Genomic DNA, 23,944 nt, shown 5'->3' with positions numbered 1-23,944 from the left:
CGGCCCGAGGGGTCGCGGCATCCGTCGTCATCGAAGGTCAGCCCAGGTTGTTGGCGGCGAGCCAGTCCTTCGCGATGTCCTTCGCGGAGCGCTGGTCGTCGGTCGACTCCACGTTGAGGGCGACGAGGCCCTCGGGGGTCAGCGCGGCGCTGACCGGGTTGATGACCTCGGCGATCTTGTCGGCGACGTCGGCGTTCACGAGGGGGACGACGTTCGAGGCGAGGAACAGCCCCTTCGGGTCGGCGAGCGTCACGAGGTCGTTCGTCTTGATGCGCGGATCGGCGCTGTAGACGTTGGCGACCTGGATGTTGCCGGCGACGAGCTCGGCGACCGTCGTGTCGGCCGTGGGGTTGAAGGTGACGTCGACGCCGTACAGCTCCTTGAGGCCCGAGGGGCCGTAGGGGCGCGTCTCGAGCTCCGGCGCGCCGCCGAGGACGAGGCCGGGAAGGCCTGCGAGGTCTTCGATCGAGCTGAGGCTGTTCTCCTTCGCGAACGCGGCGGTCACGTTGTACGAGTCCTGGTCGGTCGCGGGGGACTGGTCGAGCACAGTGAGCCCCTCGGGCAGCGCGTCCTTCAGGGCCGCGTAGACGTCGTCGGAGGTCGTGGCCTTCGCGTCGGGCACGTAGTACTGCAGCAGGTTGCCGGTGTACTCGGGGAAGAGGTCGATCGATCCGTCCTCGAGCGAGGGCAGGTAGGCGTCGCGCTGGCCGATGTTGAACTGGCGCTCGACGGTGAACCCGGCGCCCTCGAGCGCCTGGGCGTAGATCTCGGCGATGATCTCGTTCGAGTAGTACGCCTGCGATCCGATGACGATCGAGGACGAGTCGCCCGTCGCGTCGCCGCCGGCGCTGCCGCCGTCGAGCGGATCGGCGCTGGAGGCGCAGCCGGCGAGGGCGAGGGCCGCCGTCGAGACGGCCACGAGGGCCAGCGCGAGGCGAGTGCGTGTGTTCTTCATGTGATTCTCCGGTGTGGTGGGCAGGGACTCAGGCGATGGAGCCCGCGACGTTCGTCGCCACGGGCGGAGCGGGGGAGCGTCGCGAGCGCCGCGCCTCGGTGCGGGGCACGACGAGGCGGGCGAGGAGGACGAAGAGGCCGTCGAGGATGAGGGCGAGCGCGATGATGACGAGGGATGCCCCGAGGATCTGCGTGAAGTCGCGGTTGGCGAGTCCCTGCATGATGTAGAAGCCGAGGCCGCCGAGACCGAAGTAGGCGGCGATCGTCACGGTCGCCACCACCTGCAGCGTCGCCGAGCGCAGGCCGTTGATGAGCAGTGCGAGGCCGAGCGGGATCTCGATGCGCACGAGGATCTGCCACTGCGTCATGCCGATGGCCCGCCCCGCGCCGATGACAGCGCGGTCGATGGCCTCGAACCCGGAGTAGGCCCCGGCGAGGATCGATGGGATCGCGAGCAGGACGAACGCGACGACGGCGGCGAAGGTCTTGTACGAGACGGGGATGAGCTCGAGAAGGAGCGCGACGACACCGAGCGCCGGCAGGGCGCGCGCAGCGCCCGAGATGAAGACGGCGGTCTCGCGCCCGCGGCCGGTGTGGCCGATGCTCCAGCCGATCGGGATCGCGATCAGCGCCGCGATCAGGACCGAGCCGAAGGTGAAGGCGAGCTGCTGCGCGATCGCGGTCGGCAGCGGCACCGCGCCGGTGAGCCGGGCGGGCGCGAAGATCCACGCGAAGGCGTCGACGAGGAGGTTCATGCGAGTGCCGTCTTCACTCCGCGGCCGCCCGCGGCACGTGAGCCGCGCGCCCAGGGCATGAGGAAGCGACCGGCCACGACGAGCAGCAGGTCGATGATGAGGGCGATGACGACCACGGCGATGACGCCGGCGAGGATCTCGGCGACGATGTGGCGCTGCGAGCCGTTGGTGAAGAGGTAGCCGAGGTTCTGCACGCCGATGAGAGCGCCGACCGTCGCGAGCGAGATCGTCGACACGGCGGTGACGCGCAGTCCGGCCAGGATGACGGGACCCGCGAGCGGGAAGTCGACCTTCCAGAAGCGCGCCCACGCGCCGAACCCGACGGCGATCGCGGCGCCCCGGGTCGTGGCGTCGACCGAGTCGAGACCGTCGGTGACGGAGCGCGTCATGATCGCGACCGCGTAGATCGTCAGCGCCACGACGAGGTTGGCCTCGGAGAGGTAGGGCACGCCGAACAGGGCGAGGATCGCGAACAGCGCGAAGGACGGGATCGTGTAGAGCAGGCCGACGGTCGTGAGGACCGACCCCCGCAGGCGCGTGTAGCGGAAGGCGGCCCAGCCGATGGGGAGTGCGATCAGGAAGCCGAACACGATCGCGAGGGCGCTCTGCCGCAGATGCTGCACGGAGAGCTGCCAGATCAGGTCGAGATTGGCCAGGACCCAGGTCACGTCATTCCCCGCGCGACCGGGGCCGCGGCATCCGTCATACCGGCGTCGTCGACCAGCACTCCCTGCGTGCGCCCGGCGGCGTCTCTGACCACCCGCCCGCGCGGCGTCTGCGCGATCGTGAACGCGCGAGCCCCCCGCTCGGTGCCGACGAACTCCGCCACGAAGTCGTCGGCGGGGTTCTCGATGATCTCGCTCGGACTGCCGACCTGGGCGATCCGCGCGCCCTTCTGGAGGATCACGACCTGGTCGCCGAGGAGGAAAGCCTCATCGATGTCGTGTGTCACGAAGACGACGGTCTTGGCCAGTTCGCGCTGCAGACGGATGACCTCTGCCTGCAGCTCTTTGCGCACGATGGGGTCGACCGCGCCGAACGGCTCGTCCATCAGGAGGATGTTCGGCTCGACCGCGAGGGCGCGCGCGACGCCGACTCTCTGCTGCTGACCGCCGGAGAGCTGGCTCGGATACCGATCGGCGAGCGATCGCTCGAGGCCCACGACATCCATGAACGTCAGGGCCTGCTCGCGCGCACGCGCGCGCGGGACGCCCGAGAGCACGGGAACCGTCGCGATGTTGTCGAGCACGGTGAAGTGGGGGAGGAGCCCGGCGTTCTGCAGGACGTACCCGATGCCTCGCCGCAGCGCGACCGGATCGCGCCCGGAGACCGGCTCGCCGTCGATGAGCACCTCGCCGCTCGTGGGGTCGATGAGCCGGTTCACCATGCGCAACAGGGTCGTCTTGCCGCAGCCCGAAGACCCGACGAGCACGGTGGTCTTGTGCGCGGGCAGCGTCAGGCTGAAGTCGTCGACAGCCACGGTGCCGTCGTCGAACCGCTTCGTCACGGAGCGGAACTCGATCGACATACGATCCTTTCGTCAACGGTGCTTCAAGAAAACCACGCTCTCACATGCTGGGGACATCGGATCCGCGCACTTGACGCGAAGCTGGTCCCTGTGCTTGTTCGGCGCCGAAAGCGCGGCGGATTGTCAAGCGCTGCTGTGTGTCGGCCCCAGACCGTAGCGTGGCGGGATGACCGCGCGAGAGTACGACCTGATCGTCATCGGGGCCGGCCCCGTCGGAGAGAACGTCGCCGACCGGGCCACGCAGGAGGGGCTGTCGGTCGTCGTCGTCGAAGGCGAGCTCGTCGGTGGCGAGTGCTCGTACTGGGCCTGCATGCCGTCGAAGGCTCTGCTTCGCAGCGGCGCCGTGCTGCGCGCGGCACGCGATGTCGACGGCGCCTCCCAGGCCGTGACCGGGTCGGTCGACGTCGCCGGCGCGCTGCGCCGCCGCGATGCGATCGTGCACGAGTGGAGCGACCTCTCTCAGGTCGAGTGGCTTCAGGGCGCAGGCATCGACCTCGTCCGCGGCCACGGGCGGCTCGACGGCGAGCGAAAGGTCGTGGTGACCGGCTCCGACGGCGACGAGACGACCCTCGTCGCGCGGCACGCGGTGGCCGTCTGCACCGGGTCGGCGGCGCTCCTTCCCGACATCCCGGGTCTGAAGGATGCCGCGCCGTGGACCAGTCGCGACGCCACCGGCGTGCAGGAGGTGCCGCCTTCGCTCGCGATCCTCGGCGGCGGGGTCGTCGGCAGCGAGATGGCGACGCTGTTCGCGTCGTTCGGGTGCGAGGTCACGGTGATCGCGCGGTCCGGGTTGCTGACTTCGCTCGAGCCCTTCGCCGGGGAGGCGGTCGTGGAGTCGCTGACGGAGGCCGGGGCCACCGTTCTGACAGACGCCGGCGTCGACCGGGTCGTCCGTGAAGACGGCGGCGACGTCGTGCTGACGCTCTCGGACGGGTCGGAGGTGCGCGCCGCGCAGCTCCTCGTCGCGACCGGCAGGGTTGCGCGCACCGGCGACCTCGGACTCGAGACGATCGGACTCGCGCCGGGGACGTGGCTCGATGTCGACGACACGATGCGCGTCCGCGGCGTCGACTGGCTCTACGCCGTCGGCGACGTCAATCACCGTGCGCTCCTCACGCACCAGGGCAAGTACCAGGCGCGGGCGGCGGGCGACGTCATCGCGGCGCGCGCGCTCGGCGGGGAGGTCGAGGACGCCCCCTGGGGCCGGCACGTCGCCACGGCGGATCACTCCACGGTGCCGCAGGTCGTCTTCACCGACCCCGAGGTCGCCTCGGTCGGACACACCGAGGCGTCCGCCCACGCGGCGGGGATCGGCATCCGCGTCCTCGATTACGACCTGTCGTGGGTGTCGGGCGCGTCGACCCACGCCGACCACTATCGGGGCCGGGCGCGTGCCGTCGTCGACGAGGAGCGCCGCGTGCTCGTGGGGGCGACGTTCGTCGGTCCCGACATCGCCGAACTGCTCCACTCCGCCACGATCGCGATCGTGGGCGAAGTGCCGATCGAGCGTCTGTGGCACGCGGTGCCGTCGTACCCGACCGTCAGCGAAGTGTGGCTGCGCTGGCTGGAGGCCTGGGGTCGCTGATCTCCCCGCCCACCGGCGCTGTCGGGCCCGCCCGTCGGGTTCGCCCCGCGGGCACGGCCCGCGGGGCGGCGCGGCGGGTCAGGGCGCGGGGTAGCGCTGCGCGGTGAGGAGCTTCGCGAGATGTGCGGCGTTCGCCGCGAGGGTCGCCGTCGTGCTCGCGACCTTCTCCGGAGTCTCGTCGAGGTCCTTGTAGTCGGTCGACTGCATCGCCTCGCCGTTCCAGTAGACGCCACCCTGCGCGGGCACCGTGAAGCCGACGTCGTTGAGCCCCTGGAAGGCGTCGGCGATGATCGCGTGCGCGCCGTCCTCGTTGCCGACGACGGCCACGACGGCGACCTTTCCGGTGAGGATCTGGCGGCCCTCGTCATCCGTCTCGGAGATGTCGGCATCGAGGCGCTCGAGCACGCGCTGCGCGATGCTCGACATGTGGCCCATCCACGTGGGCGTCGCGAAGACGAGGATGTCGGCCGCGAGGATCCGGTCGCGGATCGCCGGCCACTCGTCGCCGTCGCCCATGTCGTGCTCGACCCCGGGCTTCACGTCGAAGTCGGCGATCCGCACCTGGTCGCCCTCGAAGCCGTGGGGTTCGAGGGCATCGAGCACCTGCTGTGCGAGCAGGGCGGTGCTGGACGCCGACGGCGAGGGCTTGAGGGTGCAGTTGAGCACGAGAGCGGTGGGCATGCTGTTCCTTTCGATCGCGTCCTCGCAGGCTAGGCGCACGCGCGACACGGTCGGGAGGGGTTGACACCTCCCCGCGTCGGTCGTCAGCCGTACCGGTAGTGATCGGAGGAGGTGTTGATCCAGGCGGCGAACTGCCGCGCGCGTGTGACGTCGTGGGCAGCGACCGGCGCGAGCCACAGCTGCCCGCCGCCCTCCACCGCGAGCAGGATCGCCTGGCGGTCGATCCGGGTGAAGTCGCGAGGCGTCATCGGCCCCTGCGAAGTGAACAGCGTGTGCGTGCGCACCGCGTCGGAGAGCGACGAGCGCGCGCTGAGGTCACCAGCGGTGAGCACCACCGCGGCCAGACCACCGATCGGCTGACTTCGGTCGCCCATGTGGATCCACCGGCCGTCGACGACGATGCCGCCGAACGCGTCTTCGCCCCCGCTGAACCGCGTCTGCTGGGTCCACCGGCGACCGTCCCACCAGCGGATGCGCCCGCGCCCGTCGTCGTACCAGCCGGCCGGGACGGGCTCTCGCGAGGGCGGCACCGCGTCCGCGCGGATCTCCACGCCCCCACCGCCGAAGTCGGCGTACTCCTCGGTCCAGCGGACGCCGTCCCACCAGCGCAGCTTGCCGGTGCCGTCGTCGTACCAGCCGGGTTCGGCCACGGTGCCCATGGACCCGAGGCTACCCGCGCGGCGGGCGCCGCGGGTGAGCATACGTCCACGCAACATGCTCCGGGATGGACTGGACGGACCCGAATGAGAGGCTCCGCATGACCGCTCCCACCCCCGCCCGGCCCGCCACGGCGCTTCGGCCCTGGACCGTCGCGGCCGCGGCATCCGCCGTCGGCGTCGTCGCGGCGCTCACCCTCGCCCCGCGCACCGTCGTCGCGCCTGTGCGCGCGCTCTTCGAACGGATGACGGATGCCGCGGTCGAGGGGCTCTTCGGATGGGTTCCCTTCGCCGACCTCGACCGCGTGCTCAACACGCTGCTCTTCGTCCCGCTCGGAGCGACCCTGGCCGTGCTGGTCGGCCGGCGCCTCTGGCCCCTCGCGATGCTCGTCGGGTTCGCGATGTCGACCGCCGTCGAATATGCGCAGAGCGGGATACCCGGACGCGTGCCCGACCAGGAGGACGTGCTGTGGAACACGTGCGGCGCCGTGCTCGGCGCGCTCGCCGTCGGGCTCGTCTTCGCAGCCCTCCGACGCGCCCGTGCCGTGACGAGGGCCGTCAGGCGCTCGGGAGCGTGACCCGCACGACGAGCCCGCCGCCGTCGCGCGGCGCGATGTCGAGCGAGCCGTCATGCGCCTCGACGATCGCCGACACGATGGCCAGGCCCAGTCCCGACCCGGTCGGCCCGTCGGTGGGCCGCACGCGTCCCGCGTCGCGGACGAACGGCTCGGTGAGCGTCGCGACGGCGTCGCCGTCGAGCAGCGGACCGGTGTTCTCCACCCTCAGTTCGACACTCCCGGGACGCGCGTAGGTCGTGATCCAGACGCTCCCGACCTCGTCGCCGTGGACGACGGCGTTGTGCACGAGATTGGCCACGAGCCGTTCGACCAGGGTGGCATCGCCCGCGACGACGCCGGGCATCGTGGAGACATGAAGACGGATGCCGCGGGCCGAGGCATCCGTCCGCTCCTCCGCGACCACCCCGGCGACGAGAGCGGCGAGGTCGACCGCGCGACGCTCGATCGCGCCGCCTCGGCCGACTCGCGCGAGGACGAGGAGCGACGCGGTGAGGGCGATCGCGCGATCGTTGGTCTCGGCGATGCGTGCGAGCAGGCTGTCGACATCGCGATCGGGGTCGCGCTGGGCGACCTCGACCATCGTGCGGATGATCGTGTGGGGCGTCCGCAGCTCGTGCGAGGCGTTGGCGGCGAAGCGGCGCTCCTGGTCGAGCGTGTGCTGCACGCGCGCCAGCATGGCGTCGAAGGTGTCTGCCAGCTCGGTCAGCTCGTCGCGCGGGCCCGGGAGGGCGATGCGCTGGTCGAGCGACCCGTCGCGCACCCGACGAGCGACGTCGGTGATGCGGTCCAGCGGTCGCAGGACGAACCCCGCGAGCAGCCAGCCGCCGATCAGGCCGAGAGCGCCGAGGGCGGCCGTCGCCCACAGTGCGTAGCGCACGAAGACCTCGAGCAGGTTGGAGCGATTCGGCGCCCAGCCTCCGCCGTCGACGAAGAGGCTCCCGTCCGGCACGAAACGGAGGAGGAGGATGCCCACCGCGAACATCGCGACGCCGGCGACGAGCACGAGGCCCGCGTAGCTGAGGGTCAGCTTGACCCGCACGGACAGGCCCTGCGGGCGCGCGGCCTCAGTGGCCGGCACCATCGGCCGAGGCATCCGTCGCCTCCGACATGCGGTAGCCGACCCCCGGCACCGTCTCGATGACCCACGGCTCGCCGAGGCGCTTGCGCAGGGTCGAGATCGTGATGCGCACGGCGTTCGTGAACGGGTCGGCGTTGTCGTCCCACGCGCGCTCGAGCAGGTCCTCGGCGCTGATGACCCCGCCGCCGGCCGAGATGAGCACCTCGAGCACGGCGAACTGCTTGCGCGTGAGCGAGACGTACCGCCCATCGCGGTAGACCTCCCGCCGGAACGGATCGAGCCGGATGCCGGCGAACTCGACGATCGGCGGAGCGGCCTCGGCGGGCCGTCGCCCGAGGGCGCGGAGGCGCAGCACCAGCTCGCGCAGGGCGAAGGGCTTCGTGAGGTAGTCGTCGGCGCCGCTCTCGAACCCCGACGCCTTGTCGTCGAGGCGGTCGGCCGCGGTCAGCATGAGGATCCGCGGACTCGGCGGAGCGCTCACGGTGCGCCGTGCCACCTCGTCGCCGTTCGGGCCGGGGATGTCGCGATCGAGCACGACGACGTCGTACTGATTGATCGAGAGGAGCTCCAACGCGGTCTCGCCGTCGCCCGCGATATCGGACGCGATCGCCTCGAGCCGCAGACCGTCGCGGATCGCCTCGGCGAGGTAGGGCTCGTCCTCGACGATCAGCACGCGCATGACGCCAGCCTAGGTGGGGGCGCATATCGCCGGCATATGCGCCCGCGCTTACGCGGTGGCAACACGCGCGCGTGTGGGATCGACGGCATGACCGTGCTTCCCGCCCCCACCGACCCGTCCGCTCGGCGCGCACCCCTCGCGGCCTTCGTCGCCGCGGGTGCGGCCGGGGCGATCCTGCTGGCGATCGCGCTGTGGGCCGTCGTCTTCCTGCAGGCCGGCGCGCTCGCCGCGCCGTACGCGCCGCGCGTGGCGGACGGTTACCTCGAGCAGCCCGTCGCGCTCGACTCGGGCACACCCGCCATCGTGAACCTCGACCCCGCGCTGATCGCGGCGATCCGGCAGGCGGCGGATGCTGCGGCCGCCGACGGCGTGCGGTTCGAGGTCACGAGCGGCTGGCGCACCACGCAGTACCAGCAGTGGCTGCTCGAGGATGCCGTGCGGAAGTACGGCAGCGCCGAGGTCGCGCTGCAGTGGGTCGCGCCCCCGGACCGCTCGCACCATGTGACCGGCGACGCCGTCGACATCGGTCCGCTCGACGCCCAGTCGTGGCTCATCGCACACGGATCCGAGTGGGGCCTGTGTCAGATCTACGGGAACGAGCGCTGGCACTTCGAGCTCGCGACGACACCGGGCAGGCAGTGCCCGGCGCTCGTCGAGAACGCGGCCGGCTGACGCGTCGGCGGAGCAGAGACGACGGATGCGCGACCCGCCGGGCCGCGGCATCCATCCTCATTCAGACCTGCCCGAGCACCTCGCGCGCGAAGCCCGCGACGTTGGCGCGGAGCATCTCGATGCGGCGATCGCGCGCGGCCTCGCGGTCGAAGCCGAGGTACGCCGACGGCGGCAGGCGCCGGACGTTCTTCGAGCATTCGAAGTTCTCGCAGACAAGGGTGCCGACGGTGTCGCCTCGGCGTCCGGCATCGCCCGCGCGCTTGGACGTGTAGAGCACGACCTCGTTCGGCAGATGGATGTCGGAGCACCACGAGCACTGCGGGCGCGTGCGGGTGCGGGTGTCGGCCTGCCGGAGGAGGAGTCCCGTGGGTTCGCCGTCGAGGTCGACGACGACGTAGCCGACCTGCGGAAGACGCGGGTCGCGCCAACCGAGGAAGTCGAGGCGGTCCCAGTCGAGGGTCTCGAACTCGGCGGGCAGGGACAGGTTCTTGCGTTCGCTGCGCGAGGCGTTGACGAACGATGCCCGGATCCGGGCGTCGGTGAGGGGACGCATGAGCGTGCTTTCTGTGCGGTCGCCGGAACGGCGACGGATCGTGTGGGGAGGAACTCGGAGCGCGGGGAACGCTCAGACGAGAGATGCGGAGTCGAGCCTCAGGCTCTCTCCGCCGCCGACGCAGGGCGCGACGACGACCTCCTCACGCCCGCAGGCATCACACGGTTGAACACGAGGGAGATTCTACCGGGGCTCTCTGAATCCCCGCCTCCTGCCGCAACCGGGGACCTCCCGCGCGGCTCACGAAGGCAGGAGATCGCGCGGGCGTAGGACGCTTCGGCGCGGAAACGTCCGACTCCCGCGCGGACTCCTACGCCCGTAGGGGGCGGACCGCAGAGACGACGGATGCCGCGACCCGTCGGGGCCGCGGCATCCGTCGTCGAAAGTCCCTACGCCGTGGCGCCGGCCTCGCTGCGCTTGGGCAGCACCCACCCCGCGCGCGGGAAGTGGCAGGTGTAGCCGTTGGGGTACTTGATCAGGTAGTCCTGATGCTCGGGCTCCGCCTCCCAGAACGGTCCGGCCGGCTCGATCGTCGTGACCGCCTTGCCCGGCCAGAGGCCGGAGGCGTCGACGTCGGCGATCGTGTCGCGGGCGACCCGCTCCTGCTCGGGCGTGAGCGGGAAGATCGCCGAGCGGTAGCTCGATCCAATGTCGTTGCCCTGACGGTCGAGGGTCGACGGGTCGTGGATCTGGAAGAAGAACGCCAGGATGTCGCGGTACGACGTCTGGGTCGGGTCGAACTCGATCTCGACCGCCTCGGCGTGACCGGGGTGCCTGCGGTAGGTCGCGTGGTCGTTCTGGCCACCGGTGTAGCCGACGCGCGTGTGCAGCACGCCGGGCTGGCGGCGGATGAGGTCCTCCATGCCCCAGAAGCAGCCGCCGGCGAGGACCGCCGTCTCGGTGCCGGGGTTCTGGGTGATGATTCCGGAGTCGGTGGGTCCGCTGGTCATGATGCGTCCTCCTGAGTGTGGGTGTCTGTGGTGTCGAAGTGAGTGCGGTACTGGCCGTAGCCCTGCTCATCGAGCTCGGCGGCGGGGATGAACCGCAGCGACGCCGAGTTCATGCAGTATCTCAGGCCCCCGGCATCCCTGGGGCCGTCGTGGAACACATGCCCCAAGTGGCTGTCGGCTCCCGAGGAGCGCACCTCGGTGCGCGGGAGGAGGAGCTTCCAGTCGGTCTTCGTCGTGACGGCGTCGCGCTCGATCGGCCGCGTGAAGCTCGGCCATCCGGTGCCGCTGTCGTACTTGTCGTGCGACGAGAACAGCGGCTGGCCCGAGACGACATCGACGTAGATGCCGGGGTCGTGGTTGTTCCAGTAGGCGTTGCGGAACGCCGGCTCGGTGCCGTCCTCCTGCGTCACGCGGAACTGGGTGTCGGTGAGGCGGCTGAGCGCCTCGGGGGTCTTGCGGTAGTCGTGGTCTCCCACGTTCTCCTCCTTCGTCGGCGTCGCTGGCTGCGGCGTCACAGGAGAGAACGGATGCCTCGGCCGATTTGGTCCCGCGAAGCTGGGAGCGCGCCGTGAGTTCTCGTCTACGCGGATGAATGGCCCGGAGGGCAGTCCCGCTCGGGCGATGCACCCCGGTGTCACAGTTCGACGCTGCTCAGCACATCCGTCCCGGCGATCTTCAGCACTCCGTCCTCCTCGACGAAGCGGTAGGCCGTCACCTCCTGCATCACGCGTCCGTCGCTGAACCGGTAGGTCAGCGTCGCCTGCCCCCGATCGCCGCTGGACGCGGTGACATCGGCGACGGACACCTCCGTGACACCGGACCAGAACGCCTCGTAGCCTCCGCGACCGCCCGCGTGATTCTCCTGGTAGTCCGCCGTCATGAGCGGCCAGGCGCTGTCTCGCTGGTCTGGCATGAGGGCGTAGTAGCCGGTGATCGCGTCGACGACGCGCTGTTCCGGCGTCTGCGCCGGCGGGGCGGGCTCTGCCGGCCCGCCGTCGACCGTCGACGGGCTCGTGGCGGGCGTCGGCGAGTGCGTCGCGGGCGTCTCGGCGGCCGGCGACGACGTCGCGGCAGACGAGGGCTTCGGGTCGGCGCTGCCGACGGGGCTCTGGCGCAGCGGATCGGTCAGCACCCATGCCCCGACGCCGAGTGCCACCAGGAGGACAAGGATGCCGAGAACCACCCCGACGCGCCGGCGGCGCCCACGCGTGGCCGGCGCCGGGTCTCCGGTCGCGGGAGCCGGGCCGGGCGGTGCGCCGACAGCAGACGCGACCTCGGCGCGACGGCCCAGGACCTCCGTGTCAGCGGTGGCTGCCTCGTCCCTGGTGGGCTGATCCACGCGCAGCGTCTCGGCCGTCGGACCCGGCGAGACGGCGGTGGGCGCGGTGCGTGGCGTGAAGGCGACCGTGGCGGCCGCAGCGGGGGCGTCCGCCGGCCCATGCTGCATGCCGTTCAGCGACTCGACGACCTCAGCCATGGTCGGCCGCCGTTTCGGCTGGGTGGCGAGCATCCGCCGCAGCAGGGGAGTCAGGGGTCCCGCGTGCTTCGGCGCCGGATAGCCGCCGCGAGCGACCTTGTGCAGAAGGGCGATCGCGTTGTTCTCGGAGCCGAACGGGGGTTCGCCCTCGGTCATAGCGTAGAGCGTCGATCCGAGCGAGAAGACGTCGGACGCGAAGCTCATCGGCAGTCCCCGCGCAGCCTCCGGGGCGAGGTAGGCGGGCGTGCCGTGGACCAGGCCCGTCGCCGTGATCGCGGTGTCGCCGAGGGCGTGCGAGATGCCGAAGTCGCTGATCATCGCCGAGCCGTCGGCGCCGATGAGGATGTTCCCGGGTTTGACGTCGCGGTGGACGATCTTGAGCTTGTGCGCTGCCGCGAGGGCGGAGGCGACCTGAGCGCCGATGCGCGCGGTCTCGGAGGGGGTGAAGGTTCCGTGCTCGCGCAGCAGAGCCGACAGCGGGGTCGATTCGATCAGCTGCATCACGATGCACGGCTGACCGTCGTGCTCGACGACGTCGAACACCGTGACCGCGTGCGGGTGGTGCAGGCCTGCGGTGATCCGCGCCTCTCGCAGCGCGCGATCCGTCGCGGTCTGGCGCTCGGCGTCGGTGAGCTCCGGCTGCGTGCGGAGCATCTTGAGGGCCACAGTCCGGTGGAGTCGCTCGTCCCATGCCTCCCAGACGACCCCCATTCCGCCCGCGCCGAGCAGCCTGACCAGCCGATAGCGGTCAGCGACGAGGGAGGATGGCGTACTCATCAGGGGGTTCCGCTCCTTCGAGCTCCCACGATGTTCGCGTGCCCCGCCCGTCGGCGTGAGGGGGTTGCCACGCGGGTGCTCGTGTGGAAGGGAGCGGGCCACCCTCCCGCGGTCACCCGTCGCGGTCGCCGAACCTCTCGATCAGGCGAGCCGACGCATTCGTATGAGGACGTCCACTTCGCCGATCGGCGGCGCACGGCCACTGGCGTCAGGTCACGAGCGGGTGCTGATCACCGCAGGTCGCCCGCCACCTCGAGGACGGCGGGAAGGGCGGCCTCGATCATGTCCATCGTCGCCGTGAGCGAGACGCGGAAGTGATGCGGCTGATCGAAGAGCGTCCCCGGCATGAAATACACGCCCCGGGCCGCGAGCGCGTCGCAGAACGCCGCGCCGTCGCCGCCGGGGGCGCGGCCCCACAGGTAGAACGTCCCCTCCGGGAGCGTGACGTCGATGCCCGCCTCGGTCAGCGCGCCGTACATGCGATCCCGCTTGCGCGTCAGCTCGGCCATGTCGAGAGTCACCGTCTCGAGGGCGGGAACGGCGTACTGCATGATCGCGTCGGGGAAGCCCCAGCCGATCGCCAGCCCGAGCGGCATGAGGGCGGCCTGCAGCTCCGCCCGCTCCGCGGCGGGGAGAAGCGGCGAGAGCGCCAGGTAGCCCAGGCGCTGTCCGGGCGCGAGCATGACCTTGGCGTAGCTGTAGTCGACGACCGTCGACGCGTACGATCCGGCGGGGCTCGCGAACGCGACGTCGTCGAACCGGATGCGGCGGTAGGGCTCGTCGGAGAGCAGCCAGATCCGCCGGCCGTGGGACTGCGACGCCGCCTCGAGCACCTCGGCCAGCGCGTCCCACGCCGCCTTCGGATAGACCCGGCCCGTCGGGTTGGCCGGGGAATTGACGACGACGATCCGGGTGCGTGGAGTGATCGCGCGGGCGATCGCCTCGACGTCGAGTTCGAACGTGCCCTCGGCCAGCGCTGCGCGCACCGGCACGAGATCGGCAGCGCGGAGCATCGGCTCGTAGCAGAACCAGCCGGGGACGGGGATGACGACCTCGTCGCCGGCATCGGCGAGGAGGGCGAAGGCGAGCGAGATTGCGCCGAAGGCGCCCTGCGTCATGGCGATGTCTTCGGGCTGGAAGGGCAGGCCGAGCTCGCGGCGAAGACCGGAGGCCACGGCATCCTGAGCCTCTCGCTCGCTCGTCTTGTAGGCGAACCAGTCGACCGACCGCGGCTCGATCTGCGCCTTGATGGCCGCCGAAAGCCCCGGCAGCGGCAGCTCGTGCGGGTTGCCGAACGTGAAGTCGAGTGCCGCCGGATCGTCGGTCAGCGCCTGCACGCGCGCGAGGAAGTCGGTCACGACGTCGACCGACGCCATCGCCTGGGTCGCGCGCATCGACAGCACCATGGCATCACCCTCGTCCCAAGATTGCGAGCGATGCCGCCAGCATCCCAGCAGCACTCTCGGGCGTCAATGCCACCAGCGGTGTGCGACACCGACGAGCAGGCAGCACGAAGGGGTGCGTGTCCGGCGGCTTCAGCGGGCCGGTCACGCACCCCTCCGGGGCGGATCAGAAGGAGAAGACGATCCCGCCGGCGGTGAGCGAGTGAAGGATGCCGTCGCTGTTCACGCCGGAGCCGACGGAGAACGCCACGCCCTTGACCTGCGCGGCGGGGAAGCTCGACGACCACTGCGAGATCGTGCCGTGCCATGCAGAGCCGTTGCCTCCCGTCGTCGACGGGGCGCCGTCTTTCACGAACTGCGCCGAGCCGTTAGTCAGCCAGAGGTCCTGCCCGTAGACGGTCTCGTAGACGAGCGTTCCGTCGATCGACCCGTTGCCGTCGAAGTCGACGAACAGGTTGATCCCGGGCGCGGTCCCGGTGCCGGTCCAGTCGATGTCGAGGACGCCGGTGCTCGCCAGCGGGAACGCCGCCGCCGTGCCGAACGACACCTTCGCCTGGCTCGAGTTGTCGACCGTCCACACGTGGAGGCCGGTGTCGACGCATTCGTAGCGTCCCGACGTGCGCGTGTCGACGTCGACCCAGCCGTCGAGGCAGGCGAGCGGGTCGGGCGCGTCGCCCAGGAGCACGGAGTAGTGGCCGATGGCCTTGCCGGAGGAGTGGCTGAACGTGACCTCGGTCGCGTTCTCGGGTACGGAGACCGCCTCCGGACCGTTGCCCTGCTTGACGGACCCGGCCTTGACGCAGATCGCGAGAATGACCTGGCCCTCCGGTGCGGTGTAGGTGACTTCCGTCACGCCGTCAGCCGGGGTGATGCGCCCCGTGCTGTAGTCGGCGCAGACCTTCTCGGACGGCGGAGCGGCGCTCGCCGCCGTGACGGCGACCGGTGCGAGCACCAGCGCAGCAGCCAGGAGTGCTCCAGCGATGACCTTATGCTTCATGTGTGTTCTCCATTCCCCGGGGGTGTCAGCCCCAGAATCGCGGGCGTGGCGCGACGACGCGGCGTCGTTGCGCGAGCACCCATTTCCCCAATGGACACACCATCCCACAGGCATCCGACGCTCGACGGGTTTTCCACAGGGCGGGCACGCGGCCACGTGCGTGTGCAACGAGAAGGGGACGGATGCCGCGGCATCCGTCCCCGTGAAACTCGAAGCGGGAAGGCTCAGTACCAACCGGTCGACTGCGAGTGGCCCCACGCGCCGCACGGCGTGCCGTAACGGCCCTGGATGTAGCCGAGGCCCCAGAGGACCTGCGTCGCGGCGTTGGTCTGCCAGTCGGCGCCGGCCGAGCCCATCTTGCTGCCGGGGAGCGCCTGCGGGATGCCGTAGGCGCCGCTGCCGCGGTTGTAGGCCTGGTAGTTCCAGCCCGACTCCTTGTTCCACAGGGACACGAGGCATCCGAACTGGTCGTCGCCCCAGCCGCGGCCGGCGAACTGGGAGTGCGCGAAGGCCTGAGCGCCGGCGGGGCTGTTGTCGCCGTTGCCGTTGCCCGAGGGGATCGGCACGCTCGGCGCCGAGCCGGAGCGGCTCGACGAGCTCTTCGTCGACGAGCTCTTGGTCGCTGCTGCGGCGGCGGCCTTCGCCTCGGCCTCGGCCTTGGCTTTCGCCTCGGCCTCCTGGCGGGCCTTCTCTTCGGCCTGGCGCTGGGCCTCGGCGGCGATCGCCGCGTCGAGGCTTCCGCGCAGGCTCGCGACCTGCTGGTTGGTCGCCGTCACGAGGTCGGTGACGTTGTCGGTGACGTCGGGGAGGAGCGCGTCGGGGAGGTGATCGATGCCCGTCTCGAGGCGGTCGGCCGCCTGCTGCAGATCGGACGTTTCGACTGTCGTGTCGGCGACGCCGAGATCGAGGCCCGCGGCCGCGATGTCGGAGGTGAGGGCCTGCGCGGAGGTGACGGCGGCGGCTGCGGCGGTCACGGCCTCCTGCGCGTCGGTCGTGACGGCGTCGGTGCCCGTGACGGTCGCCTTCGGCGTCGCGTGCAGGGGCGTCGTGTACGAAGCGCGCACGAAGGCGGGGGATGTGCCGGAGGCATCGGCGAACGAGACCGGCACAGCGCCGGCGAATCCGACGATCGTGATGACGCCTGCGGCGACTCCTGTCGCGATGATCGCAGGACGGCGGCGGGTGCGGCGTTCGGTCAGTCGGCGAGTACGGCGGGCAGGAGTGGAGGACGTCTCAGAGCGCATAGAGTTCGGGTTTCGTGTCGGGAGTCCGCGCCGGCGTTTCGACGCATCGCGGCCGCTCTTGCGGACACAAAACCCTGATCCTGCACGCGTTTTCTGAGCGTTATCTGAACGTTACCTGGACGGGGTGCTCCCGGAGGCGCGATTTCGTGCGGGAGACGGATGCCTCGATCCCTTGCCACCACTGCGATCCGGCGCCTCTTGGCGCGGTCGGCTGCGCGGCCGGGAACCTGGCAGGAAGACGGATGCCTCGGCCCCTTCGCACCGCGTTCCGACGCGGCGCGCGGGGCGAGGCATCCGTCGCTCGTCCTGTGCTGATCAGCGCGCCGACGTGCGGCTCGGCGCTTCGTCCGAACCGCTCGCGCGGGTGCGGATCAGCGGACCGGAGTGCGGTTCTCGGCGCTCACCATCCAGGCGAGCTGCTCGAGGGCCTCGAGGATCGCGTGAAGGATGTCGGCCGACGTCGGGTCTTCCTCGTCGACGTCGTCGTGCACCTCTCGGCACGTGCCGATCGTCGCCTCGAGCCGCTCGGTGACGAGGTCGACGACCTCGGCCGTGTCGATCTCGCCCTGCGGGAACTCGGGGAGGGTCGTCGTCTCGGCGACGGTGTCGCTTCGTCCGTCGGGAAGGGCGTGAAGGGCGCGCATGCGCTCGGCGACCGTGTCGCTGAAGTTGCGGGCGGCCTCGATGATCTCGTCGAGCTGGAGGTGCGTGTCGCGGAAGTTCTTGCCGACGACGTTCCAGTGCGCCTGCTTGCCCTGGCTCGCGAGCTCGATGAGGTCGACGAGCACGCGCTGCAGGTTGTCGCTCAGCTTCTCGGATGCCCGGAAGCCGTTCTCGGCATTCTGCTCGTTCGTCAGCATCGCGCCGTTCTTGGCGGGGCGCCGTCGGTTCTTCGTGGTCGTCGCGGTCGAGCTCTTCTTCGTCGCAGTGTCAGCCATCGCTTCGCCTTTCTGCCTGTGGCCGGGTGGCCGTATGGCCGTGTGGTCCTCTCCGACGCTAGAGCGACGCGCCCGGACGGGCGCGGGGATTGTGGAGGCCTGACGACCGTGCTACCGGCGGTGCCGGCGGGGGGGCGGGGGTGGGCGGGGGTGGGCGGCGTCGGGGTGTCTCGCCGTGTCGGCCTGGACGAGGGGAGGGGCTGGTGGGAAGGGAGGGCGGTTTGGGGCCGAGGCATCCTCCCGTCCCGCGACGACCTCCCCCGCGCGGGAGGAGACCGTCCGCGCCACCACCCGACCCCGAGCCTTGTTGTCCGACGGGCGGCGTAGCCTGATCGGGTGCGTGCCGATCTCCCCTCGCCGAGCGCCCGGGCGCAGCTCGCGGCGCTCGCCGAAGCGGCGGCGGCGGGCGACGAGCGCGGATCGCGCTGGGTGGCGAACCTTCCGCCCGTGACGGATGCCCGGTCCGCGGCCGTGCTCATCCTCTTCGGCGTGCTCGACGCGACGCCCAGCGACCACCATGCCCAGACCCGGGCGGTCTCGCGCGACCTCGATCTCCTGCTCCTCGCGCGGGCGACGACCCTGCGCTCGCACCCCGGTCAGGTCGCCTTCCCCGGTGGGAGGGTCGATCCCGGCGACGACGGACCCGTCGCGACGGCGCTGCGCGAAGCCCGTGAAGAGACGGGGCTCGATCCGGAGGGCGTCGACGTGCTCGGCACTCTCGAGAGGGTCCCGCTGGCCTATTCGCAGCACCTCGTGACCCCCGTGCTCGGGTGGTGGCGGCATCCGTCACCTGTCCGCGTGGTCGATGTCGCGGAGTCCGCCGACGTCTTCCGGGCGCCAGTCGCCGATCTGCTCTCTCCGGCGAACCGCGGGGTGACCGTCATCCGCCGTGGCGGGCAGGAGTGGCGCGGTCCCGGATTCCTCGTCGAGCAAGAGGGCCGCGAGCACCTGGTGTGGGGATTCACGGGGATGCTGCTCGACGGCCTGTTCGACCGGCTCGGCTGGACCGAGCCCTGGGACGAAGAACGCGAACTGCCTCTCGCGGTGCCCGACTGACCGGACGGACGCACGGCGCCCTCTCGCCTCGAGCACGCCCCGCGCGGCGGCCTCTCTGCCTCGTGCATGCCGGCCGGGGAGGCGCCTCGCCATCCCAGGATTCTGGGGGTTCGAAAATCCCTCCTCGTCTGGGATGGAGCGGATGCCTGGCCCCGGCCAGACTCGGATCCGACACGATCCCGAATCCGACGAACGGAAACCCCATGTCTGTCTCCGATGCGACCGCCGAAGCGGCCGACACTCGCGCCGAGCACACTCGCGCCGAGAACGCCCGCGCCGAGAACGCCCCGGCCGAAAATGTCCGGGCCGAGGACGCCGACCCCCGGTTCCGCCACACCGAGAACGTCCATGATCCCCGCGCCGCAGCGCTGCGCGAGGCGCTCGGCGCGGGCGTGGCGCTCCCGGGTGAGGCCACGTACGAGGCGCTGCGCATGCCCTGGAACCTCGCCGTGGCACAGCGTCCCTCCGCCGTGACGAAGCCCACGACGGCCGAAGAGGTCATCGCGATCGTCCGCGCGGCGACGGCGGCGGGTCTGCGCGTCGCGCCCCAGTCGACCGGGCACAACGCGGCGGCCCTGGCCCACACAGACCTCTCGGACGTCGTGCTCGTGAACCTCGCGGGGCTCCGCGGCGTGACGGTGAACCCGCAGACGCAGACGGCGATCGTGCTCGGCGGGTCGCTGTGGAACGACGTGCTCGAAGCCGCCGCGCCGCACGGCCTCACCGCGGCCCATGGGAGTGCCGGAGACGTCTCGGCGGTCGGCTACTCGCTGAGCGGCGGCATCTCGTTCTACGCCCGCACCCACGGGCTGGCCGTCAACCACGTCCGGGCGGTGCACGTCGTCACGGCGGACGGCTCGCTCGTCCGGGCCGGCGCCGACGAGAATCCCGATCTCTTCTGGGCGGTGCGTGGTGGATCGGGCAACTTCGGCGTGGTCGTCTCGATCGAGCTCGACCTCCTGCCGTACGCCGACGTCTTCGCCGGAATGCTCCTGTGGGACGCCGCGCACGCGCCCGCCGTCACGCACGCGTGGGCGCAGTGGACCGCCGCGGCGCCCGAGAGCGCCACGACGACCCTGCGCATCATGCACTTCCCGCCGATGCCCGAACTGCCGCCCTTCCTGTCGGGCCGCTCGGTCGTGGTCGTCGACGGGGCGATCCTCGAGACGGATGCCGCGGCATCCGCTCTTCTCGAGCCTCTGCGTGCGCTGGACCCCGAGATCGACACGTTCGCGCGCATCCCCGCGGCGGCACTCATCGGCGTGCACATGGACCCGCCTGCGCCGACTCCGGCGGTCTCGGCCCACTCGATCCTGGACGCGTTGCCCGCCGAGGCGGTCGACGCGTTCCTCACCACCGCGGCGGAGCCCGGCCTCTTCTTCATGGAGCTGCGCCACCTCGGCGGAGCGCTCGGACGGCCGGTCGAGCACGGCGGCGCCGTCTCGGCGCTCGCCGGGGAGTACCTCGCGCACGCGATCGCGCTGGCGCCCGTTCAGGCGCCGAGTCCGGGGGAGGATGCCGTCGTCTCCGGCGCGATTGCGAAACTCGCGCCGTGGGCGACCGACGCCCTCGCCCTGACGTTCATCGACAGTGCGGGCGTCGACCGTGCGCCGGGATTCGGGGGATCCCTCGCGCGGCTGCGGGAGCTGAAGGCCGAGTGGGACCCGCGAAGTGTGTTCGCGGCCGCTCAGCCCGTGTAGGCTCTCAGCCCCGGAGTCCGCACGGCCGGGGGGTTCGTGCGGGCTCCGGCTCTGCGTTCCGGCCGGCCGTCATCGCTCAGGAGACCGCAGTGGTGGACCGCATCAATCCCGCGGTCGGCGTCGTGGAATCCGTCTCCGGGGCCCACCCCGACGAGGTGAATCCGCGGTGACAACGCTGGACCCCGGCGTCGTGCGCGACACCCACCCGGCGGACCGGCCGCTCGTCCGCGATGCCGACCTAGGGTGGAAGGATGACTGATTTCCTGGCGATCACCGGTGGCCGCGTCGTTCCCGTCAGCGCAGACCCGATCGAGAACGGAACCGTGGTCGTCGCCGACGGCGTCATCACCGCGGTGGGCGGCGCCGACACGCCCGTGCCGGAGGGGGCGCGCGTCGTCGACGCCTCGGGGAGCTGGGTGCTTCCCGGCTTCGTCGAGGCCCACGGTCACCTCGGCGTGCACGAAGACGGCGAGGGCTGGTCGGGCAACGACACCAACGAGATGACAGATCCCAACGGTGCGCGCTTCCGCGCGCTCGACGGCATCGACATCGAGGAGGTCGGCTTCCGCGATGCCCTCCGCGGAGGCGTCACGACCGCGGTGATCAAGCCCGGATCGGGCAACCCGATCGGCGGCCGCACCGTCGCGATCAAGACCTGGGGAGGTCGCACCGTCGACGAGCAGGTGCTGGCGCTCGACGTGTCGGTGAAGTCCGCGCTCGGCGAGAACCCCAAGCGCGTCTACGGAGACAAGAAGCAGACGCCGTCGACCCGCCTCGGCGTCGCCGCTGTGCTGCGCGAGGCCTTCGTCAGTGCACGCAGCTACGCCGAGAAGCGCGCGTCGGCGGCGGTCAAGGGCGAGCCTTTCGAACGCAACCTGACCGACGAGACGCTCGCCGCCGTGCTCGACGGCGACCTGGTGTGGGACCAGCACTGCCATCGGCACGACGACATCGCCACGGCGATCCGCATCGCCGAGGAATTCGGCTACACCCTCGTGGTGAACCACGGCACCGAGGGCCACAAGATCGCCGACGTGCTCGCCGAGAAAGGCATTCCCGTGATCTTCGGTCCGCTCCTCACGTCGCGCTCCAAGGTCGAACTGCGCGATCGGGCGATAGGCAACCTCGCGCTCATCGCGCAGGCCGGCGTGACGGTCGCCATCACCACCGATCACCCCGTCGTGCCGATCGACCAGTTGCGGCTTCAGGCGATCCTGGCCGTCCGCGAAGGCCTGCCCGCACAGACGGCGCTCGAAGCGCTGACGGTGAACCCGGCATCCATCCTTCGGCTCGATTCGCGTGTGGGGGCGCTGGAGGAGGGGCGAGATGCCGACATCGTCGTGTGGTCGGGCGACCCGCTGTCGATCGAGTCCGAGGTGGAGCAGGTCTTCATCAACGGTCGGGCTGTCGTCGAACCCATGGAGGCCGGTGAGCCGCGCGTCGTCGAGCGCTGGGAGCGGTTCGGCCGCAGTTCCTGGAAGGGCTGAGCGGAACGCCCCTGCCTGCGGCTGCGCGTCGTCCGGCGCGGGCGAAGGTCGGGACCGTCCGGCGCGGAGCGGGGCCCTCAGGCGAGGGTCATGAAGAGCTTCTCGAGCTCCGGCAGTGACACCTGACCGTTCGAATCCTCGGGGTTCTCCGGATCGACCAGGCAGTCCCGCATGGCGGTCGCGATGATCTGGAAGCCGGCCTTGTCGAGGGCGGACGAGACGGCGGCGAGCTGAGTCACGACGGCCCGGCAGTCGCTGCCGCGCTCCATCGCCGCGATGACGGCCGTCAGCTGTCCCTGGGCGCGCTTGAGCCGGTTGACGATCTTGCGCTGCGTCTCGTCGTCTGTGGTCGCCATTGGGGCCCCCTCGGGATGTTGATATCACCGAGGATACCCCACAGGGTATGTCGGAGGGGCTCAGGGACGGTTCTTGCGGGCCTGCTTGGCCGCTTCCCGAGCGGCCTTGTCGGCCGCCCGCTGGTCGGCCGCCGCCTGCTTCTCTGCGGCCCGTGCGTCGGCCTCCTGCTGCTTCTGCGCCTCGCGAGCCGCCTTCGCCGCGTCTTTGTCGGCGCTCGGCGAGTCGGCCGTCTCGGCCGAGGCGGTGTCAGCCTCGTGGGGTGCGTCGGATGTCGGGGCGTCCGCCGTATCGATCGTCAGGGACTCCTCGGCGGTGGCGGCCGCGCCGACGCCCGGAAGCGTGCCGCGGACCATCTGCACGGACGAGCCCTGCTCCGGGAGTGCGCCGTTCGCCGGGAATGCCAGACCCGTCAGCATCGCGGAGGCGCACACGACGCCCGCCGCGGCCACCGAGGCGGTCAGCACGAGCGGCCGCGACATCCGGCGCCCGCGGCGATGGCCGGCGGCACGCCGCCGAAGCGTCTGCGAGGCGGCCGGCGTGGCGGCAGCCTCGTCGGGCACCGGCGGGAGCGGGGTCACGGCGGTGGGAGCCGCGGCGCGAGCGCTTGTCGCACCCGCGAGGGTGTGGATGATGTCGAGGGCGCTGGGACGCTCGGAGGGGTCGGTAGCGGTCATCGAGCGGAGCAGATCGGACCACTCGGGGCTCAGACCGGCGGGGATCGCAGGCGACTCCACGAGTCGTGCGATCACGGCGCCGATGCCCGAGGCGTCGGGGAAGGCGCGCTCGCCGGAGATCGCCTCCAGCAGCACGAGGCCGAAGGCGTAGATGTCGGCGGCCGGACCGCAGGCTTCGCCTCGCACCTGCTCGGGGGAGAGGTAGGCGGCTGTTCCGAGCACGAGTCCGGGCGTCGTGGCCGAAGCGGCGTCGGTGAGCTGGGCCAGACCGAAGTCGGCGAGCTTCACGTGGAACTCCGCCGCGGGCATCGGCGCGGGTGCCAGGAGGATGTTCGAGGGCTTGATGTCACGGTGCACGAAACCTGCGCTGTGCACCGCGTGCAGTCCGCCGGCGAGTTCGAGCGCGAGGCGCCGCACCTGCGGCATCGGCAGGGCGCCCTCGTGGAGGCGCTGGGCGAGAGTGGGGCCGTCGACGAACTCCATGACGAGGTAGCGAGGCGCGTCGGGGCCGATCTTCGCCTCGAAGAGCGTGACCAGTGAGGGATCGGTGACGCTGGTGAGGGCGCTCACTTCGCGCTGAGCGCGGACGGGTGCTGCCAGCACGTCGGCGTCCGCGCGCATGAGCTTGATCGCCACGGTGCGGCCGAGCAGTGCGTCTTCGGCGCGGAAGACCTCGGCCATTCCGCCGATGCCCACACGCTCGTGCAACTGGTAGCGGCCGTCCAGAAGGGCACTGGTCTCGAGTTGTCCGATGTCTCGGGTCACGCTGCTGTCCTCTCCGCCCCAAGTGCGGCAGTACGGTGACTGGTCTCGCTCACGCTAACCCGGCAAGGAATCCGGGAAGACGGACTTGACAATCGGGCGGGCATCGTGCGGGGCCCTTTCTCGCGCTGTGCCGCGTGGTCACATGGAGATACCCCAGGGGGTATACTGATCACAGTGCGACCTACCGAGAGGATCGATTCATGTGCAGTCGAGTGACCTGCGAAATGTGCGGCAAGGCGACGTGGGAAGGCTGCGGCCAGCACGTCGAGGAGGCCCTGCGCGGCATCTCCGATGACGAGCGGTGCCAGGGGCACGGCGCGACGGCGGCATGACTCGGTCGCGGCGCGCCGGCAACGGCTGCGCCATGGCCTGACCCATCGAACAGCCGGGCAGAACCCTG

25 protein-coding genes are annotated in these 23,944 nt (G+C 71.0%); 7 read left to right on the top strand and 18 right to left on the bottom strand.

What is annotated here, in order from left to right:
* Nucleotides 1-37: 37 nt before the first annotated feature.
* Genes ACSBPH_RS06055 through ACSBPH_RS06040 form a run of 4 tightly spaced genes read right to left on the bottom strand, consistent with a single transcriptional unit; the run spans nt 38 to nt 3,237 of the window.
* Nucleotides 38-955: a glycine betaine ABC transporter substrate-binding protein gene (locus ACSBPH_RS06055; protein ID WP_442576693.1), complete on the bottom strand. Its 918-nt coding sequence runs from the start codon at nt 953-955 to the stop codon at nt 38-40.
* Between the two features lie 28 nt (nt 956-983).
* A complete protein-coding gene (locus tag ACSBPH_RS06050) occupies nt 984-1,709 on the bottom strand; it encodes an ABC transporter permease (RefSeq protein WP_442576692.1) in 726 nt (241 codons plus the stop codon).
* Nucleotides 1,706-2,377, bottom strand: coding sequence for an ABC transporter permease (locus ACSBPH_RS06045; RefSeq protein ID WP_442576691.1), 672 nt, complete (start codon nt 2,375-2,377; stop codon nt 1,706-1,708). The genes ACSBPH_RS06050 and ACSBPH_RS06045 overlap by 4 nt, the downstream gene beginning before the upstream one ends.
* Complete coding sequence (locus ACSBPH_RS06040; RefSeq protein WP_442576690.1) at nt 2,374-3,237, bottom strand: ABC transporter ATP-binding protein; 864 nt, start codon at nt 3,235-3,237, stop codon at nt 2,374-2,376. The genes ACSBPH_RS06045 and ACSBPH_RS06040 overlap by 4 nt, the downstream gene beginning before the upstream one ends.
* Before the next feature lie 166 nt (nt 3,238-3,403).
* Between ACSBPH_RS06040 and ACSBPH_RS06035 the strand changes: the two genes are divergently transcribed.
* On the top strand, nt 3,404-4,822 hold the full coding sequence (locus ACSBPH_RS06035; RefSeq protein WP_442576689.1) for a dihydrolipoyl dehydrogenase family protein: 1,419 nt from the start codon (nt 3,404-3,406) through the stop codon (nt 4,820-4,822).
* Between the two features lie 78 nt (nt 4,823-4,900).
* Here ACSBPH_RS06035 and ACSBPH_RS06030 read toward each other — a convergent pair whose 3' ends face one another.
* Together ACSBPH_RS06030 and ACSBPH_RS06025 are read right to left on the bottom strand one after the other, a co-directional pair.
* The gene (locus tag ACSBPH_RS06030; protein ID WP_442576688.1) at nt 4,901-5,503 is read right to left on the bottom strand and encodes a flavodoxin family protein; all 603 of its coding nucleotides are present in this window, start codon (nt 5,501-5,503) and stop codon (nt 4,901-4,903) included.
* A gap of 83 nt (nt 5,504-5,586) precedes the next feature.
* Nucleotides 5,587-6,162 (bottom strand): DUF2510 domain-containing protein, encoded by a 576-nt coding sequence (locus tag ACSBPH_RS06025; RefSeq protein WP_442576687.1) that lies wholly within the window; start codon nt 6,160-6,162, stop codon nt 5,587-5,589.
* A gap of 98 nt (nt 6,163-6,260) precedes the next feature.
* Here ACSBPH_RS06025 and ACSBPH_RS06020 point away from each other — a divergent pair, with 98 nt between their 5' ends.
* The gene (locus ACSBPH_RS06020; protein ID WP_442576686.1) at nt 6,261-6,737 is read left to right on the top strand and encodes a VanZ family protein; all 477 of its coding nucleotides are present in this window, start codon (nt 6,261-6,263) and stop codon (nt 6,735-6,737) included.
* Here the strand turns inward: ACSBPH_RS06020 and ACSBPH_RS06015 are convergent.
* Nucleotides 6,718-7,818, bottom strand: a complete 1,101-nt coding sequence (locus tag ACSBPH_RS06015; RefSeq protein WP_442576685.1) for a sensor histidine kinase — start codon at nt 7,816-7,818, stop codon at nt 6,718-6,720. The two genes, ACSBPH_RS06020 and ACSBPH_RS06015, sit on opposite strands and share 20 nt — an antisense overlap.
* Complete coding sequence (locus tag ACSBPH_RS06010; protein WP_442576684.1) at nt 7,802-8,494, bottom strand: response regulator transcription factor; 693 nt, start codon at nt 8,492-8,494, stop codon at nt 7,802-7,804. Before ACSBPH_RS06010 ends, ACSBPH_RS06015 begins: the two co-directional genes overlap by 17 nt.
* A gap of 87 nt (nt 8,495-8,581) precedes the next feature.
* Between ACSBPH_RS06010 and ACSBPH_RS06005 the strand changes: the two genes are divergently transcribed.
* Nucleotides 8,582-9,166, top strand: a complete 585-nt coding sequence (locus ACSBPH_RS06005) for a M15 family metallopeptidase (protein ID WP_442576683.1) — start codon at nt 8,582-8,584, stop codon at nt 9,164-9,166.
* A gap of 61 nt (nt 9,167-9,227) precedes the next feature.
* Here the strand turns inward: ACSBPH_RS06005 and ACSBPH_RS06000 are convergent, their stop codons facing one another.
* The 8 genes from ACSBPH_RS06000 to ACSBPH_RS05965 all read right to left on the bottom strand — a co-directional run bounded on the left by ACSBPH_RS06000 (nt 9,228) and on the right by ACSBPH_RS05965 (nt 17,505).
* Nucleotides 9,228-9,719, bottom strand: a complete 492-nt coding sequence (locus ACSBPH_RS06000) for an FBP domain-containing protein (protein WP_442576682.1) — start codon at nt 9,717-9,719, stop codon at nt 9,228-9,230.
* Between the two features lie 389 nt (nt 9,720-10,108).
* Nucleotides 10,109-10,669 (bottom strand): peptide-methionine (S)-S-oxide reductase MsrA, encoded by a 561-nt coding sequence (gene msrA, locus ACSBPH_RS05995; protein ID WP_442576681.1) that lies wholly within the window; start codon nt 10,667-10,669, stop codon nt 10,109-10,111.
* Nucleotides 10,666-11,145 (bottom strand): peptide-methionine (R)-S-oxide reductase MsrB, encoded by a 480-nt coding sequence (gene msrB / locus ACSBPH_RS05990; protein WP_442576680.1) that lies wholly within the window; start codon nt 11,143-11,145, stop codon nt 10,666-10,668. The genes msrA and msrB overlap by 4 nt, the downstream gene beginning before the upstream one ends.
* A gap of 158 nt (nt 11,146-11,303) precedes the next feature.
* Complete coding sequence (locus tag ACSBPH_RS05985) at nt 11,304-12,923, bottom strand: protein kinase domain-containing protein (protein ID WP_442576679.1); 1,620 nt, start codon at nt 12,921-12,923, stop codon at nt 11,304-11,306.
* 230 nt (nt 12,924-13,153) lie between these two features.
* Entirely contained in the window at nt 13,154-14,329 is a 1,176-nt protein-coding gene (locus ACSBPH_RS05980; RefSeq protein WP_442576678.1) for an aminotransferase class I/II-fold pyridoxal phosphate-dependent enzyme, read from the bottom strand.
* A 163-nt stretch (nt 14,330-14,492) separates the two neighbouring features.
* Complete coding sequence (locus tag ACSBPH_RS05975) at nt 14,493-15,323, bottom strand: hypothetical protein (protein WP_442576677.1); 831 nt, start codon at nt 15,321-15,323, stop codon at nt 14,493-14,495.
* A gap of 224 nt (nt 15,324-15,547) precedes the next feature.
* The gene (locus ACSBPH_RS05970) at nt 15,548-16,567 is read right to left on the bottom strand and encodes a lytic transglycosylase domain-containing protein (protein ID WP_442576676.1); all 1,020 of its coding nucleotides are present in this window, start codon (nt 16,565-16,567) and stop codon (nt 15,548-15,550) included.
* Nucleotides 16,568-16,938: 371 nt separating this feature from the next.
* Nucleotides 16,939-17,505 (bottom strand): Dps family protein, encoded by a 567-nt coding sequence (locus tag ACSBPH_RS05965; RefSeq protein ID WP_442576675.1) that lies wholly within the window; start codon nt 17,503-17,505, stop codon nt 16,939-16,941.
* A gap of 336 nt (nt 17,506-17,841) precedes the next feature.
* On the opposite strand from ACSBPH_RS05965, the gene ACSBPH_RS05960 reads away from it, so the two are divergent.
* From ACSBPH_RS05960 to ACSBPH_RS05950, 3 genes are all read left to right on the top strand, one after another.
* Nucleotides 17,842-18,561, top strand: coding sequence for an NUDIX hydrolase (locus ACSBPH_RS05960; RefSeq protein WP_442576674.1), 720 nt, complete (start codon nt 17,842-17,844; stop codon nt 18,559-18,561).
* 203 nt (nt 18,562-18,764) lie between these two features.
* Nucleotides 18,765-20,261 carry an FAD-binding oxidoreductase gene (locus tag ACSBPH_RS05955; protein WP_442576673.1) on the top strand — a complete coding sequence of 499 codons (1,497 nt, stop codon included), beginning with the start codon at nt 18,765-18,767 and terminating at the stop codon, nt 20,259-20,261.
* Between the two features lie 251 nt (nt 20,262-20,512).
* On the top strand, nt 20,513-21,748 hold the full coding sequence (locus ACSBPH_RS05950) for an amidohydrolase (RefSeq protein ID WP_442576672.1): 1,236 nt from the start codon (nt 20,513-20,515) through the stop codon (nt 21,746-21,748).
* A 77-nt stretch (nt 21,749-21,825) separates the two neighbouring features.
* On the opposite strand, the gene ACSBPH_RS05945 is transcribed toward ACSBPH_RS05950, so the two are convergent.
* Complete coding sequence (locus tag ACSBPH_RS05945; RefSeq protein WP_442576671.1) at nt 21,826-22,104, bottom strand: metal-sensitive transcriptional regulator; 279 nt, start codon at nt 22,102-22,104, stop codon at nt 21,826-21,828.
* 60 nt (nt 22,105-22,164) lie between these two features.
* Nucleotides 22,165-23,544 carry a serine/threonine-protein kinase gene (locus ACSBPH_RS05940; RefSeq protein ID WP_442576670.1) on the bottom strand — a complete coding sequence of 460 codons (1,380 nt, stop codon included), beginning with the start codon at nt 23,542-23,544 and terminating at the stop codon, nt 22,165-22,167.
* A 200-nt stretch (nt 23,545-23,744) separates the two neighbouring features.
* On the opposite strand from ACSBPH_RS05940, the gene ACSBPH_RS05935 reads away from it, so the two are divergent.
* Nucleotides 23,745-23,876 (top strand): hypothetical protein, encoded by a 132-nt coding sequence (locus ACSBPH_RS05935; RefSeq protein WP_442576669.1) that lies wholly within the window; start codon nt 23,745-23,747, stop codon nt 23,874-23,876.
* Nucleotides 23,877-23,944 lie beyond the last annotated feature (68 nt).

The organism is Microbacterium sp. F51-2R (assembly GCF_052180235.1).
In the GTDB taxonomy this organism is placed as follows: Bacteria; Actinomycetota; Actinomycetes; order Actinomycetales; family Microbacteriaceae; genus Microbacterium.
This window is presented reverse-complemented; position numbering and strand designations above follow the sequence as displayed.

Bases quoted from the DNA above. Each gene is read 5' to 3' on its own strand.
- ACSBPH_RS06055 (WP_442576693.1), bottom strand. From the start codon at position 955: ATGAAGAACACACGCACTCGCCTCGCGCTGGCCCTCGTGGCCGTCTCG.
- ACSBPH_RS06050 (WP_442576692.1), bottom strand. From the start codon at position 1,709: ATGAACCTCCTCGTCGACGCCTTCGCGTGGATCTTCGCGCCCGCCCGG.
- ACSBPH_RS06040 (WP_442576690.1), bottom strand. From the start codon at position 3,237: ATGTCGATCGAGTTCCGCTCCGTGACGAAGCGGTTCGACGACGGCACC.
- ACSBPH_RS06035 (WP_442576689.1), top strand. From the start codon at position 3,404: ATGACCGCGCGAGAGTACGACCTGATCGTCATCGGGGCCGGCCCCGTC.
- ACSBPH_RS06030 (WP_442576688.1), bottom strand. From the start codon at position 5,503: ATGCCCACCGCTCTCGTGCTCAACTGCACCCTCAAGCCCTCGCCGTCG.
- ACSBPH_RS06025 (WP_442576687.1), bottom strand. From the start codon at position 6,162: ATGGGCACCGTGGCCGAACCCGGCTGGTACGACGACGGCACCGGCAAG.
- ACSBPH_RS06020 (WP_442576686.1), top strand. From the start codon at position 6,261: ATGACCGCTCCCACCCCCGCCCGGCCCGCCACGGCGCTTCGGCCCTGG.
- ACSBPH_RS06015 (WP_442576685.1), bottom strand. From the start codon at position 7,818: ATGGTGCCGGCCACTGAGGCCGCGCGCCCGCAGGGCCTGTCCGTGCGG.
- ACSBPH_RS06010 (WP_442576684.1), bottom strand. From the start codon at position 8,494: ATGCGCGTGCTGATCGTCGAGGACGAGCCCTACCTCGCCGAGGCGATC.
- ACSBPH_RS06005 (WP_442576683.1), top strand. From the start codon at position 8,582: ATGACCGTGCTTCCCGCCCCCACCGACCCGTCCGCTCGGCGCGCACCC.
- ACSBPH_RS06000 (WP_442576682.1), bottom strand. From the start codon at position 9,719: ATGCGTCCCCTCACCGACGCCCGGATCCGGGCATCGTTCGTCAACGCC.
- msrA (WP_442576681.1), bottom strand. From the start codon at position 10,669: ATGACCAGCGGACCCACCGACTCCGGAATCATCACCCAGAACCCCGGC.
- ACSBPH_RS05985 (WP_442576679.1), bottom strand. From the start codon at position 12,923: ATGAGTACGCCATCCTCCCTCGTCGCTGACCGCTATCGGCTGGTCAGG.
- ACSBPH_RS05980 (WP_442576678.1), bottom strand. From the start codon at position 14,329: ATGGTGCTGTCGATGCGCGCGACCCAGGCGATGGCGTCGGTCGACGTC.
- ACSBPH_RS05975 (WP_442576677.1), bottom strand. From the start codon at position 15,323: ATGAAGCATAAGGTCATCGCTGGAGCACTCCTGGCTGCTGCGCTGGTG.
- ACSBPH_RS05970 (WP_442576676.1), bottom strand. From the start codon at position 16,567: ATGCGCTCTGAGACGTCCTCCACTCCTGCCCGCCGTACTCGCCGACTG.
- ACSBPH_RS05965 (WP_442576675.1), bottom strand. From the start codon at position 17,505: ATGGCTGACACTGCGACGAAGAAGAGCTCGACCGCGACGACCACGAAG.
- ACSBPH_RS05955 (WP_442576673.1), top strand. From the start codon at position 18,765: ATGTCTGTCTCCGATGCGACCGCCGAAGCGGCCGACACTCGCGCCGAG.
- ACSBPH_RS05950 (WP_442576672.1), top strand. From the start codon at position 20,513: ATGACTGATTTCCTGGCGATCACCGGTGGCCGCGTCGTTCCCGTCAGC.
- ACSBPH_RS05945 (WP_442576671.1), bottom strand. From the start codon at position 22,104: ATGGCGACCACAGACGACGAGACGCAGCGCAAGATCGTCAACCGGCTC.
- ACSBPH_RS05935 (WP_442576669.1), top strand. From the start codon at position 23,745: ATGTGCAGTCGAGTGACCTGCGAAATGTGCGGCAAGGCGACGTGGGAA.